The sequence below is a fragment of the Blautia sp. 1001283B150304_161114_C9 genome (assembly GCF_015668165.1).
GTDB classification, from domain to species: domain Bacteria; phylum Bacillota; class Clostridia; order Lachnospirales; family Lachnospiraceae; genus Blautia_A; species Blautia_A wexlerae.
Genome location: NZ_JADPGO010000020.1, coordinates 60,110 through 73,140, shown reverse-complemented (window position 1 = coordinate 73,140; position 13,031 = coordinate 60,110). Strand labels below are relative to the sequence as shown.

Below are 13,031 nucleotides of genomic sequence, written 5' to 3'. Positions count from 1 at the left end.
CGAGGTAGATAGGGCAGAGGTGGAAGTGCAGCAATGCATGGAGCTGACTGTTACTAATCGGGTGAGGGCTTGACCAAGAATCGCAGGAAGAATGAATCTCAAGGAAATGTCAACATGTATGTAGTTTTGAAGGTGCAAACCTTTATTCCTCCTTAGCTCAGTCGGTAGAGCATGCGGCTGTTAACCGCAGTGTCGTTGGTTCGAGTCCAACAGGGGGAGTTTTCGGAAACATGAAGTCCGATATCAAATTCAATTTTCTACCAGGCTCCATGGTCAAGCGGTTAAGACACCGCCCTTTCACGGCGGTAACAGGGGTTCAAATCCCCTTGGAGTCATTATGTAAGATTTCTTACATATAATAAAAAGTGAATATGGTGCCATAGCCAAGTGGTAAGGCAAAGGTCTGCAACACCTCTATCCCCGGTTCAAATCCGGGTGGCACCTCTTGAAAAACCTTAGAAGATACTTCTAAGGTTTTTTTGCGTTAATGTATACTGGCACTTGCGATAGTGACACAGGATTGATTCTGATAATTTCTGGAAGTCACAGAAATAACAGGCTACAGGAGAGGGAATTTCGGTGGCTTCTGAACTGTCAGATGTTCACCGATCAGCTTCTCCATCCAGACCATATTATACCAGTGGTTGAATTTGTAACCGCATTTATGGAACTCACCTACAAGACGATATCCCATATGAGTGTGAAATTCCACACTGTTTTTGTCAAGATGTTCATCTTCCTTTGGAGGATAGGCAATGCAGGCATTCATATTCAAGATACCCTGCTCACGTAAAGCGGTTTCAAGGGCATCATGAAGCATGCGGCCTATCCCTCTGTGTTTAAGAGACTGATCAACATAAATAGATGTTTCCACAGCCCAGTCATATGCAGGTCTTTCATGGAAAGGACCTGCATATGCATATCCAAGCAAAGTTCCTTTTTCCTCAGCTACAAGGTAAGGGTATTTTCTCAGAGTGTGTTGAATCCGGGAAGCAAATTCTTCTGTGGAGGGAACATCATATTCAAAGGTGATGGCTGTATTTTCTACATATGGTTTGTAAATTTTAAGCAGTGCCGGCGCATCTGCAGCAGAAGCGGTACGGATTATTATTTTATTGTCCATGATAATTTCCTTTCTGAAGTGTGTTTGAAAAATATATGTAACTATTCATCAAATTCTGCAGTCACTATAAAACCTCGCGGTGTATGTTCAATATTTTTTACGATTCCTTTTCTGGATCTGATGCGTTCTGCATTTGGATAACAGCCGGACATTGCCACAGCCGGTTCAATGATATAACTGTAATTCATAAAAGACTGATATTCGGAAATTTCTATTTCATCTCCCACATTTATTAATCCCTGACGTTCCATTTTAAATTTTTCCTGACGCATATAATTCCTTCTTTCTGTGTCAAGCGGATAAAATCATCCGCTTTGCTACGCAGCTTTACACCGAATAACTGCTCCGCAGGGGACTTACCTGATTCGGTTAAATAGAGTAACAGTTCAGTATATGATTGTTTTACCAAAGTGCTGTCATAAGTGAAGCTGCCATATAAGTATAACACAAAAAAAGTAAACAACAATGATTGTTATAAAAAAGTAAAATAAATGAAAAAAGTACTTGAATACGTAGGATTAAGCATATATAATTAATAGAAATTGTGCTGTTTACAGATAAATGTCAGAACTTTGCGACTGACAGGATTTTGGAAGCTGCTTTTTATATTGATACGGAAAGGGGAAATTACATGAAAACGATCGTCGTTTGTGATGATGTTGAGATTGAAAGACTTCTTTTAAAAGAAATATTGTGTCAGTATTTTGAAGAAATAAATGAAGAGGTTTCAATTGTAGAATATGATTCAGGAGAGACGCTTATAGCCGATGTGGAAGAAGGATACATTGCTATGGATCTGCTTTTTCTGGATATTTGTATGAAGAAACTTAATGGAATGGAAACTGCAAGAAAATTGAGACAGATACAGTGTAAGGTGCCGATCATTTTTCTTACCGCCTCACCGGATTATGCCATAGAGAGTTATGAAGTACAGGCTTCCGGATATTTGTTGAAATCATTTTCAGAAGAGAAACTGATGAAACTTCTGAACAGGATTCTTAAAACGGATATGAAAAGGCGTGTTGCAATCAAAAACAGAAGACAGTACCGTTATCCATGTACAGATGATATCATGTATATTGACAGCGATAAACATAATGTCACCCTGCATCTGTCAGATGGCTCCGAAATTATAACAGTGGACAAGCTGGGAGGAATTGAGAAGAGAATTAACGAGAAACGTTTTCTGCGCTGCCATCAGAGTTATCTGGTGAATATGGATTATATTAAGGATGTAGAGGACGATTTTATTATGGAAGATGGAACACTTGTGCCTATACGTGTTCGTGGGCGGAAAGAAATACTGGATACGTACTATGATTATTTTGTAAATCATTTTGGAGACTCAAAGGACACTTTTGCAGAATAAATTGCTGAATTTGCATAAAATGAAAAGTGGGCATAAATGCTGATATAATACACATTAAGGTACAGCTGATATAAAAAACAGATAAACTGGGAACGGGGAATGAAAGACACAGTATTATTGTTTTAAATCAGTCGTTATACCTGACCTATTATTAAAAAGTGTGTGAAAAGTGTGTGTTATAAAATGTGTGTGAATGTGTGAAAAATCCCCACCGAAAGTCAATGTTTCCTCGGCATTGAAATTTCGGTGGGGATTTTTTGATATAATATTATCTGATATCAGATGTATCAGAAGAATCCTGTTCAGCAGTTGTCAGGGCAAGCTCCAGAGAAGTGTCTGTGAAGAAGGTATTAGCATTATACAGGTACAGAATTTCCTGAACATTTTCAACCTGCATTAACTGCTCCAGATCTCCAAAGTAATAACGGGGATCGATCATTATGATCTTTCGGTAATGCTGAGCAAGAAATGGGATGAAGCTGTTTGCGTATGAATCCTTAAGCACAAGCAGTGTATTATCTGTTTCAGTAGGAGTACTGATCTTTATCTGAGCGTGGTTTCCACCAAAGAATAATGCATATTTATCTCTTGTCTCAAGTTTCTCAGTATCATAGAAGCTGGCACTTTTTTTCTGTTCGTCTACATAATTAACTACAGAAGAGAGTGCCTGATCTCCGGTGGGGAGAAATACATCGATCTCATCTTTTTCGCCGGAGCGGAAACCGCTTTTGGCAGACAGTGTTCCCTGAAAAGAACGGGTGACAGGTGCTTTGTCATAAGTGTCTGCTGAAGTATCAATTCCCATATCTTTGGCTGCCTTAAGATAGGCATAATAAGCACCCTGGGTAGTCCAGTGATGATCAGTGTGATAATAGAGGTCTTCCATTTTGTGATCTTTAAAAGTGCTGCGAACATCAATAAAGGTCACACCTGCATCGGTCAGGGAGGCAGAGAGGCTGTCAAGCCAGGAATTCTGATCCTGGACAGGGGCAAAAGCAGGAAGCCTGTCGCTCAGGATATTCACAGAATTTGGGGCGATCAGTGCATATTGTTTCAGATCAGAATGTTTTTGCGCAAAGTCAGTCATTGCTTTTACAGTGGCGTCATACTGTGTCTGATCAGGCGCTTTAAATTCTTCCATAAGATATCCGGATTTTCCAACGTATACACCATTAGATTCTACTTTGCCCATCAGACGGTCAGTTCCGGCTTTCAGGGTAATCCACAGATCGCGAAGTGGAAACTGATCATTTTCATAGGTTTCAAATTGTTTTTCAAATCCGCCGGAAGCAATCTGACTGCCGTTTAAATGAGGCAGGGAAGAAAGTACGCGGTTTTCTTTTTCAGAAAACCCTCTGTCAGGAAGCACAATGCTCAGAATGAGTACGATCAAGGGGATAAATAAAAATAAAAGTCCCATTCTGTGGAAAAATAAACGATAATTTCTTAATGATTTTTTCATATTGTTTACCTTCTAAAATTTTGCATATAAAAATGGTGTGTAAGAGTTATAAACCATATAGGCAATCGATAATGCAAATAAAATAAGATTTATGATCACTGCAGCAACAGGTCTGCGTCTGACCAGACGCTTAAAGTACTGGTAAGGAGCAGGACGGCACATAAGAATACTGATCAGAAGAAGGATAAATCCTGTCTTGAGGTAGTAAAGTGCAGTTTTGTCTATGAAACCGGAAGCTCCGATCCCAAACATAGTTCCAAGGTAATGGCCAAGGGCACCAAAGTCTGTTTGGCTGAAGAATACCCATCCGATCATGACTACAAGCATAGTGTATACAGTGCAAAGCCAGGATGGTATTTTTTTCAGATATTTCTGAAGTACAAATTTTTCGAGTAAAAGGAAGAGTCCGTAATAAACACCCCATAGTACGAAATTCCAGCTTGCACCATGCCATAGACCGGTAAGTGCCCATACCACAAGGATATTTCGGATATGTTTCAGAGTGGAGACCCGATTACCGCCAAGCGGGATATAAATATAATCTCTGAACCAGCTTCCAAGAGAAATATGCCAGCGTCTCCAGAATTCAGAAACACTGGTGGAAATATAGGGATAATCAAAGTTCTTATTAAAATCAAATCCCAGCATTTTTCCCAGACCGATGGCCATATCCGAATAGCCGCTGAAGTCAAAATAAAGCTGCATTGTATAAGCCAGAATGCCAAGCCATGAAGTAAATACAGACATCTGTGGATGACCACAGATACTGCTGTATAAAACCGAGAGATTATCTGCCAGAAGAACTTTCTTTGCAAGACCTTTGACAAAAAGCTCTGCACCGATACCGAATCTGGAGATATTGATGGTACGCTGCTTCAGCTGCGTCTCTATATCCGTATATCGTACGATTGGTCCGGCAGAGGTATAAGGAAACATTGTGCTGTATACGGAAAAGGTCAGGAAATTTCGCTGCGCACTGACCTTACTTAAATAAATATCAAAAAGATAGGACAAATTACGGAAAGTGTAGAAAGAAAGTCCTATCGGCAGCGAAAGCTCCGGATGAGGGATATGGATACCGATGATTCCTCCGATTGTGTTAAGTAAGAAACCATAATATTTAAAAAACACAAGTACTGCAAGATTTATAATGATCGAGAAAATCAGATTAATTTTCTGTTTCCTGTCATCATAATATAAACGTTCCAGTTCTGTACCCATATAATAGTTGAAGATACTGGAAAACAGCATGAGGATCACATATACAGGTTCTCCCCAGGCATAAAAGATCAGACTGCCCAAAAACAGCAGCAGATTGCGGAGCTTTCCCGGTACCAGGTAGTAGATCAGCATGAAAACCGGAAGAAAGCAGAATATAAAAAATATACTGTTGAATACCATATTAAAAGTTCTCCAATCTGGATATTATGAATATTATAGTAATTCTCTTAACTGCATTTTCTCTTAACAGTATTATTAAGAGGACTGCCATAGTAATGGTTCTGCAGTCCATTAGCGTAAAATGCGGAACAGTTACGAGGATTAAAGTAAAATGCTTATATCATGGAAAGAAAGGCAGTGCGCCAGTTCTGTGCGTCTGCGCCGCACATATAATATACATAGTTTCCTTTTTTTCCAACAACTGCATTGTTCAGAAGAGCCATCTGATCTGTGCCATATCCCTCAAATACCTGCTTCTGACTGGAGAGATGGGCGTTTGCATTTTCAAGCAAAGTATTTGCCTGGGTATTGTCAGTGGCTTTCATAATACAGATTTCTTCTACTGCCATAGGTGAAGCAGCTTTGTAGAAGAAATAACCGTCAATATTGCGGTCATCTGTCTGATAATAATGTTTCAGATCGGAACGTGTTTCTTTATTCAAAGAAGTGATATCAGAATCCTGTTCCATAGTCTGTGCAATCTGTTCCATGGGTACATTCTTTGCACTGTCGGAGGTATACAGGACAGTCAGATATGCGATAAGGAAAAGAACAAATGCACCTTTGATAAAAATATGTAAATAATTTTTCATGCCTTTAACCCCGCAATCTGTGCCATATTTGTCAGCCATTTGGGATAGTAGTCCTGAATCACATGTTCACCGTCCGGTTCATACAGATTCTCTGAACTGTCTGTTACAATCGTTGAGTTGTCAATAAAGGTACATCCCATTTCCTGACAGAGTTTGATAAGTCCTTCATTATAATCAGGGTAATATCCAAGATCAGGAGTCTGTGCGATCGCTTCATCAGTAATCGGCAGAATGCAGTTGATATAAATTGGGACATCCGGTAAGGCTGTCTGGATTTTCTTTATCTGCGTCCTGTATGCATCAATAAATTCTGATGAAGCCGAACCATATATTTCCAGGTCGTTGGAACCAAATGCCATGAATACATGAGAGGGATTCAGAGCAATTGCCGTACTGATCTGATCATCGGCTGCACCTACATTTAATCCTCGTTTGCTGACTACTACATCCGTATCCAGATATCCGTATTCTACGATGGATTCTGTGATAGAGTCACCGATGATGACGTTTCCGGCAAAAACCTGTCGGATTTCTACATCACTCAACAGAGTAGATCCGGAACTGTCTGAAGCATCAGAACCGGAAGAAATGCCGGTTGTCTGTTTCAGAGCCTGAAGCTGTTCTTCTGTCTGTGAAATGTCGGAATTTTCCAGAGCCTGAAGGCGGGCTACATTTTCTTTACAGACAGAATCATTCTCATTTCCGCGGGTGCATAAAAAAATCACTGCACCGGCGAGTATAACACCGACAGGGATAAGAAATAAAACTTTATTCTTTGGTTGTTTTTTCAAAATAAATCCTTCCTATGGAAAAATATCCATTTTATGACATAGTTTTATTTATAGTAATACTCTCAAATGCATTATTTATGAGTATCGCTATAATTATAATACGCACTAAAAAAACTTCAAGGAAAAATTCACAAATTTTACACAAAGTCATGCAGTTGCCTGTGGACGAAGAGAAAGAAAGAAGTTATACTATTTTAGAAGAAATGGAATAGTATTTTTAACCGAATCAAGTAAGTCCCCTGCGGAGATTACGAAAAGCAATAAGAGTGGGTGTGGACTTGCTATCATACAGTCAGGAGGAAAAGGTTATGGGGAAAAAAGTTTCTGATTTTTTAAAAAGCGAGATTTTATCATCAGTTTTTTATCTGGCATTTGGTCTGTGTCTGCTCCTGGTTCCGGACCAGACCGTAAACATTATCTGCAAGATTGTATTCGGACTGGTAATGATCGCTTCCGGTATTTATCATATTGTTATTTATACAGCTGAGAAGGAAAAGGCAACGATTCTTGATCTGTTTACGGGTGTGATCGTCATGGTGCTTGGAATTTTTCTTTTCTTTACACCGCAGATCGTGATCAAAATCCTGCCATATTTACTGGGAGCCTTGGTACTGGTTGACAGTATCTGGAAGATAAAGGGAAGTTACAGACTGAAAAAAGCCCAGAGAGGACACTGGAAGATTATTCTTATTGGCTGTCTGGTATTTATTGTGCTGGGTGTTTCCATGTTGCTCTATTCTTTTTTGAGTGTAACCCGGATGATCCTGTTTTCCGGAATTATTCTGACTGCTGATGGAGTGGCAGACATTGTATTTTTGATCATGATTCGTCTTGGAATGAAAAAATCCGAAAAACTCTGTGTTGAAAAAGAACAGGAAGAGAATGGCAAAGAGAAACCATGGGATGATCCGGCAGATGCAGGTCTGGACGAAAAAGTGCAGGATAAATCTTTAAATGAAGATGAAACAGAATGGAAGCAAGATACAGATTCTCAGGTTCAGGAAGCGGAGATGGAAATAGAAACCGGGAAGACTGCAGATGCAGCAGATGCAGACGCCATTCTGGATGCAGAGATGCAGACTCCGGATGAAGGCGTGGAAAGTCCCGGCAGAGAAATCCGGGAAATGCTGAAAAATCATGATGAACCGCTGGAAGAATGGAAGGACTGAGTGAAATATGCAGGAACAGAATCCCATTGTACTGATGAATTTCTCCGGAATTTACAGAGAAGAAGAATTCTGGAAAAACAGACAGGTATCCTGGATTGAGCTTCAGGATGTCTGTGGGACAAACTGCTATTGTGATGAGGAAGCAATCGCAGAGATTAATAAACGAACAGAAAATTATCCAACTGCCGGAATCCATTTTATTGATTCCGGCAATTATCACTATATGACAAGACTTTGGCTGACAAGAATGGATCAACCGTTCTGTCTGCTGGTATACGATAATCATACAGATATGCAGCCTCCGGCTTTTGGTGGGATTTTGTCGTGTGGAGGATGGATCGCGGCAGCGTTGGAGGAACTGGAGAATCTGAAATATGTGATCCTTGTGGGACCGGATGAAGCAGCCTATGAGCAGGTAGATGAGAATCTGAAGGACAGAGTGATATTTCTCTCCAGAGAGAAACTTCAGGTGATGAATGATGAAGAGAGAAACTGGTTTCTCAGGGAAACAGTCAGTGAAGTATGTAATTGGAGAAAATCGGAAGGTTTACAGGAAGATGCTGAAAAATTCCTTCCATTATATATATCTGTTGATAAAGATGTGCTTTGTACAGAGGATGCACAGACGACATGGAGCCAGGGGGATATGAGGCTGACAACTTTGGTGTCCGGTGTACAGACTGTATTGGAATGTGCAAAAGAAAGCAGTGGAAAGATTGCCGGTGTGGATATCTGCGGAGAAGCAGATGCGGAAGCGGTACATGAGAATGAAGCCAATGATTATGCAAATGAAAAATTGCTGGAGGTTTTTGAAGGTTTATTTGGGAAATCCGACTGTGAATAATAAATAAAATGAGAGAGTGACAGGAAGTATTTTAAGATTTGAGAGGATTTGAGACATGCATAATGAATTGTTGCATATAGGACCGTTGACGGTATATGGTTATGGATTTATGATTGCCATGGGAGTATTGGCTGCCTGGTTTGTGGCTGAGCAGAGAGCGCGTAAACTGAAACTTGCATGTGAACATATTTTTTATCTGGTAGTGTGGTGCGCCATTGGTGGATTTACATCTGCGAAGATTTTGTTCTGGATCACCAACTGGAGGGAATTTCTGCAGAATCCAAGGCAGATCATAGGATCAGATGGATTTGTGGTATATGGAGGGATCATCGGAGGAATTCTGGTGGGCTGGCTGTACTGCAGGATAAAGAAGTTGAAATTTCTGGAGTATTTTGATCTGATGATGCCATCCATTGCACTGGCACAGGGATTTGGCAGGATTGGATGCTTTCTGGCAGGCTGCTGTTATGGGAAAGAAACTTCAGGGCCTCTGGCGGTTACGTTTACAAATTCAGATTTTGCACCCAACAATGTTGCTCTGATCCCGACACAGATTTATTCCGTTTTTTTGGATTTTGCCCATTTTCTGCTGCTGCTTTATGTGGCAAAGCATAAGAAAGCAGATGGACAGGTGGCTGCCTGCTATCTTATTTTCTACAGTATAGGAAGATTTGTGATCGAATTTTTCAGAGGAGATATTGAAAGAGGAAGCGTAGGAGTATTGTCAACTTCGCAGTTTATCAGTATTTTTACAACTGTGGCTGGAATTATATTATTACTGACTGTTGTGAAGAAACAAAAGCAGGAAGCGAATATCAGTCTGAACAGTAAAGGTTAGAATTGTCATAAAGAGCATATATTGTGCATATCATGTATAAAAAATCCAGGGAGGACAGTAATGTTCGGACCTGACGATTTTGAAGTGCAGATACAGCAGGAAAACCCCCCGGGCATTCATGCTGAGCCGTCAATACCGCCGGCACAGGATGAAGAGTACGGGGATTTTATTGTAAAACATGGACAGAATATGGGTGGAAAATTTCTTCCTGTGAATGAATTGTTTGGAATTCTATATATTCCGCTGAATGAGATTGGTCCGCTGGAAATTAATTCCTATACGTATGCATCTTTGCCGAAGTGTTATACATTTATGGATGCGGATGCATTAAATTCATCCGGGATTACGCGGTTACATAATCATCCCTATCTGAAACTTCAGGGAGAGGGCACAGTGATCGCAGTGATTGATTCCGGGATTGATTATCTGAATCCAATCTTTCGAAACGGAGATGTAAGCCGTATTGCATATATCTGGGATCAGACAATTCCGGGAAATGAGGATGAACAGGTTCCTTATGGAAAGGTTTTTACCGGAGAGGAAATTAATCAGGCATTGCTGTCGGAGAATCCACAGGAGATTGTACCCTCATTGGATGAGAACGGACATGGTACAGCTATGGCAGGGCTGGCAGCAGGCAATTTTGTACCCACAGAAAATTTCTCAGGAGCAGCTCCGAAAGCAACGATCATTGTGGTGAAATTAAAGAAAGCAAAATCCTATCTGAGAAAATTTTACCAGTATCCGCCACAGGCACCGGTATTTCAGGAAGACGACATTATGCTGGGGATTTCTTTTGCAGTGAAGATGGCACAAGAGATGGGAATGCCGGTTTCCGTTTGTCTGGGACTTGGCACCAATCAGAGCGCACATGTTGGTGACAGTGAGCTGAGTCGATATGTAGATTATATTAATGAAGATTCTCAGGTATCAGTATCTGTGGCAGCAGGAAATGAGGGTGCAGCACAGCATCATTATACAGCAGAGTTGGACTATGTGAAAAATCAGGATACTGTTGAACTTCGTATTGCGGATAAAGAAGAAGGATTTTCCATGGAATTTTGGGGAGATCCGCCGGATGACTATGGGATATCGTTACAGTCACCGGCAGGAGAAAAGCTGTATGTGAGCAGTTCTCTTGGTGCAGGTACTCAGGAATTAAGTTTCATTTTTGTGGAGACGAAAGTGCTGGTCAATTACGTAAAGATGGAGCGGATGACCGGGAAACAGCTGATTTATTTTCGCTTCTTTCATCCGGCAGCAGGTATCTGGAAGGTAAATGTCAGTAAAAAAGGAATATCGGGAAGCAGGTTTCACATGTGGCTTCCGGTGCAAGGGCTGATTTCGCCGGATACTTATTTTCTGGAGTCTACACCTTATATAACTGTTACTGCACCTGGGGATTCAACCAGAGGTATTACGGCAACAGCTTATCAGTATCTGGATAACAGTCTGTATTTTCAGGCTGGGCGAGGGTTTACTCCAAATAACCAGGTGACACCTGATCTGGCAGCACCGGGAGTAGATCTGCTCATTCCATTGCCGGGAGGGGCGTTTGGAAAGGCTTCGGGGAGCAGTCTTTCTTCGGCTGTTGTTGCAGGAGCAGCAGCATTGGTGCAGGAATGGGCTATCGTGAGAGGAAATATTCCTTATGCATCGGGAAATACGGTGAAGTTTTATCTGCAGAAAGGGGCAGTGAGAGAAGAACAGATGGAATACCCCAATCCGGGATGGGGATATGGAAGACTGGATCTGTATCGGACATTTGAGATTATAAACTGAAAGGTTTATGAAATACTGGAAAATACATATAAAAGATAAAATAATAACCAAATTTTAAGAGTAAATATTGTATAGTTTTAGACCAAAAATAATTAGGCTGTCTAATTGTTTTTTTGGACAAAAAATGTTACAATCGTACAAAAGAAATTGGGAGGCAATTATGAAGAGAGGCAGTATTTTTGAAACTGACGGAATCCCCCGCATGAGTGAGGCTTTACCCCTTGCCATGCAGCATGTCGTAGCTATGATCGTTGGCTGTGTCACACCGGCGATCATCGTTTCCGGAGCAGTTCCAGGCGGACTCTCCAGAGAAGACCAGGTTATCCTGATCCAGTCGGCACTGGTCATTGCAGCATTGTCAACTTTGCTTCAGCTGTTTCCGATTGGCGGAAAGGCGAAATTTGCAATTGGCTCAGGCCTGCCTATTATCATGGGTGTCAGCTTTGCTTACGTGCCAAGTATGCAGGCGATAGCGGAATCGTATGGAATAGCAGCAATCATGGGTGCGGAGATTGTTGGTGGTATCGTAGCAGTTGTTATGGGTTTGCTGGTCAAGAAGATTCGGGTATTTTTCCCGCCGCTAATCACAGGAACAGTCGTATTTACCATCGGTCTTTCCCTGTATCCGACTGCCATTAATTATATGGCAGGCGGTACCAGCAGTCCGAATTACGGATCCTGGCAGAACTGGGCAATTGCATTTTTCACGCTGATCGTTGTTACAGCTCTGAATCATTTTGGAAAGGGAATCTGGAAACTGGCATCTATTCTGATCGGTATTATAGTGGGATATCTGGTTTCTATTCCGTTTGGAATGGTAGATTTCTCAAGCATAGGGGAAGCAGGTGTCTGTCAGCTTCCATCTCTGATGCATTTTGGAGTACAGTTTGAGCCGTCTTCCTGTGTTGCACTGGGAATTTTATTTGCTATCAACTCTATTCAAGCAATCGGTGATTATTCAGCGACTACGATCGGAGCTATGGACAGAACACCTAAGGATGATGAACTGCAGCGCGGAATCGTTGGTTATGGTCTTTCTAACGTTGTAGGCGCATTGCTCGGCGGACTTCCCACAGCAACATACAGCCAGAACGTTGGTATTGTTACAACTACAAAGGTTATCAACCGTTGGGTACTGGGACTTGCAGCTGCAATTCTCGGTATAGCAGGTCTGGTTCCGAAATTCTCAGCTATCCTGACAACGATTCCTCAGTGTGTACTGGGTGGTGCAACTGTGTCTGTATTTGCATCGATCGCAATGACAGGTATGAAGCTGGTTGCTTCTGCTGAGATGGATTACCGTAATTCATCTATCGTAGGACTTGCAGCTGCACTGGGAATGGGTGTATCTCAGGCAACAGCTGCACTTGCAAGCTTTCCCACATGGGTAACAACAATTTTCGGTAAATCACCGGTTGTCCTTGCAACTATTATTGCAGTAATGCTTAATGTGATCCTTCCGAAAACACGGGATGAGCAGAAAGAAGAGGCAAAAAAAAAGATTAAAATAGAACAGAAACTGGAAGAAGACCACAGGGAATTCGGGGAATAAAAACAGAAACTGAATATGGGAAATATAAGGTGTGCTTTCACAGGGGGATGTGGGAACACACCTTTTTA

The 13,031-nt window shown here is 41.3% G+C and carries 12 protein-coding genes and 3 tRNA genes; 9 read left to right on the top strand and 6 right to left on the bottom strand.

Annotated elements, in window-relative coordinates:
• The first annotated feature begins 146 nt into the window (after positions 1-146).
• The 3 genes from I4V44_RS11365 to I4V44_RS11355 all read left to right on the top strand — a co-directional run bounded on the left by I4V44_RS11365 (position 147) and on the right by I4V44_RS11355 (position 444).
• Positions 147-219 (top strand) — tRNA-Asn (locus I4V44_RS11365).
• Between the two features lie 44 nt (positions 220-263).
• Positions 264-335 (top strand) — tRNA-Glu (locus I4V44_RS11360).
• A 38-nt stretch (positions 336-373) separates the two neighbouring features.
• Positions 374-444: transfer RNA gene (locus I4V44_RS11355), tRNA-Cys, on the top strand.
• Positions 445-559: 115 nt separating this feature from the next.
• On the opposite strand, the gene I4V44_RS11350 is transcribed toward I4V44_RS11355, so the two are convergent.
• Both I4V44_RS11350 and I4V44_RS11345 read right to left on the bottom strand, forming a co-directional pair.
• Positions 560-1,123 carry a GNAT family N-acetyltransferase gene (locus I4V44_RS11350; RefSeq protein WP_196002729.1) on the bottom strand — a complete coding sequence of 188 codons (564 nt, stop codon included), beginning with the start codon at positions 1,121-1,123 and terminating at the stop codon, positions 560-562.
• A gap of 41 nt (positions 1,124-1,164) precedes the next feature.
• Positions 1,165-1,395, bottom strand: coding sequence for a hypothetical protein (locus I4V44_RS11345; RefSeq protein ID WP_026650366.1), 231 nt, complete (start codon positions 1,393-1,395; stop codon positions 1,165-1,167).
• 359 nt (positions 1,396-1,754) lie between these two features.
• On the opposite strand from I4V44_RS11345, the gene I4V44_RS11340 reads away from it, so the two are divergent.
• Positions 1,755-2,492 (top strand): LytR/AlgR family response regulator transcription factor, encoded by a 738-nt coding sequence (locus I4V44_RS11340; RefSeq protein ID WP_196002728.1) that lies wholly within the window; start codon positions 1,755-1,757, stop codon positions 2,490-2,492.
• Between the two features lie 268 nt (positions 2,493-2,760).
• Here the strand turns inward: I4V44_RS11340 and I4V44_RS11335 are convergent, their stop codons facing one another.
• From I4V44_RS11335 to I4V44_RS11320, 4 genes are all read right to left on the bottom strand, one after another.
• A complete protein-coding gene (locus I4V44_RS11335; RefSeq protein ID WP_022380555.1) occupies positions 2,761-3,954 on the bottom strand; it encodes a DHHW family protein in 1,194 nt (397 codons plus the stop codon).
• A gap of 12 nt (positions 3,955-3,966) precedes the next feature.
• A complete protein-coding gene (locus I4V44_RS11330) occupies positions 3,967-5,355 on the bottom strand; it encodes an MBOAT family O-acyltransferase (RefSeq protein ID WP_196002727.1) in 1,389 nt (462 codons plus the stop codon).
• 155 nt (positions 5,356-5,510) lie between these two features.
• Positions 5,511-5,987, bottom strand: a complete 477-nt coding sequence (locus I4V44_RS11325) for a DUF4358 domain-containing protein (protein WP_055200894.1) — start codon at positions 5,985-5,987, stop codon at positions 5,511-5,513.
• Positions 5,984-6,778 (bottom strand): GDSL-type esterase/lipase family protein, encoded by a 795-nt coding sequence (locus I4V44_RS11320; RefSeq protein WP_055200892.1) that lies wholly within the window; start codon positions 6,776-6,778, stop codon positions 5,984-5,986. The genes I4V44_RS11325 and I4V44_RS11320 overlap by 4 nt, the downstream gene beginning before the upstream one ends.
• A gap of 308 nt (positions 6,779-7,086) precedes the next feature.
• Between I4V44_RS11320 and I4V44_RS11315 the strand changes: the two genes are divergently transcribed.
• The 5 genes from I4V44_RS11315 to I4V44_RS11295 all read left to right on the top strand — a co-directional run bounded on the left by I4V44_RS11315 (position 7,087) and on the right by I4V44_RS11295 (position 12,963).
• Complete coding sequence (locus I4V44_RS11315; RefSeq protein WP_196002726.1) at positions 7,087-7,947, top strand: HdeD family acid-resistance protein; 861 nt, start codon at positions 7,087-7,089, stop codon at positions 7,945-7,947.
• Between the two features lie 7 nt (positions 7,948-7,954).
• On the top strand, positions 7,955-8,791 hold the full coding sequence (locus tag I4V44_RS11310; RefSeq protein WP_022380551.1) for a hypothetical protein: 837 nt from the start codon (positions 7,955-7,957) through the stop codon (positions 8,789-8,791).
• 55 nt (positions 8,792-8,846) lie between these two features.
• Positions 8,847-9,629 carry a prolipoprotein diacylglyceryl transferase gene (locus I4V44_RS11305; protein WP_118610574.1) on the top strand — a complete coding sequence of 261 codons (783 nt, stop codon included), beginning with the start codon at positions 8,847-8,849 and terminating at the stop codon, positions 9,627-9,629.
• A gap of 60 nt (positions 9,630-9,689) precedes the next feature.
• Positions 9,690-11,411 carry a S8 family peptidase gene (locus tag I4V44_RS11300; RefSeq protein ID WP_022380550.1) on the top strand — a complete coding sequence of 574 codons (1,722 nt, stop codon included), beginning with the start codon at positions 9,690-9,692 and terminating at the stop codon, positions 11,409-11,411.
• Between the two features lie 160 nt (positions 11,412-11,571).
• Complete coding sequence (locus I4V44_RS11295; RefSeq protein ID WP_025579386.1) at positions 11,572-12,963, top strand: uracil-xanthine permease family protein; 1,392 nt, start codon at positions 11,572-11,574, stop codon at positions 12,961-12,963.
• The last annotated feature ends 68 nt before the right edge of the window (positions 12,964-13,031 follow it).

Bases quoted from the DNA above. Each gene is read 5' to 3' on its own strand.
- I4V44_RS11350 (WP_196002729.1), bottom strand. From the start codon at position 1,123: ATGGACAATAAAATAATAATCCGTACCGCTTCTGCTGCAGATGCGCCG.
- I4V44_RS11345 (WP_026650366.1), bottom strand. From the start codon at position 1,395: ATGCGTCAGGAAAAATTTAAAATGGAACGTCAGGGATTAATAAATGTG.
- I4V44_RS11340 (WP_196002728.1), top strand. From the start codon at position 1,755: ATGAAAACGATCGTCGTTTGTGATGATGTTGAGATTGAAAGACTTCTT.
- I4V44_RS11335 (WP_022380555.1), bottom strand. From the start codon at position 3,954: ATGAAAAAATCATTAAGAAATTATCGTTTATTTTTCCACAGAATGGGA.
- I4V44_RS11330 (WP_196002727.1), bottom strand. From the start codon at position 5,355: ATGGTATTCAACAGTATATTTTTTATATTCTGCTTTCTTCCGGTTTTC.
- I4V44_RS11325 (WP_055200894.1), bottom strand. From the start codon at position 5,987: ATGAAAAATTATTTACATATTTTTATCAAAGGTGCATTTGTTCTTTTC.
- I4V44_RS11315 (WP_196002726.1), top strand. From the start codon at position 7,087: ATGGGGAAAAAAGTTTCTGATTTTTTAAAAAGCGAGATTTTATCATCA.
- I4V44_RS11310 (WP_022380551.1), top strand. From the start codon at position 7,955: ATGCAGGAACAGAATCCCATTGTACTGATGAATTTCTCCGGAATTTAC.
- I4V44_RS11305 (WP_118610574.1), top strand. From the start codon at position 8,847: ATGCATAATGAATTGTTGCATATAGGACCGTTGACGGTATATGGTTAT.
- I4V44_RS11300 (WP_022380550.1), top strand. From the start codon at position 9,690: ATGTTCGGACCTGACGATTTTGAAGTGCAGATACAGCAGGAAAACCCC.
- I4V44_RS11295 (WP_025579386.1), top strand. From the start codon at position 11,572: ATGAAGAGAGGCAGTATTTTTGAAACTGACGGAATCCCCCGCATGAGT.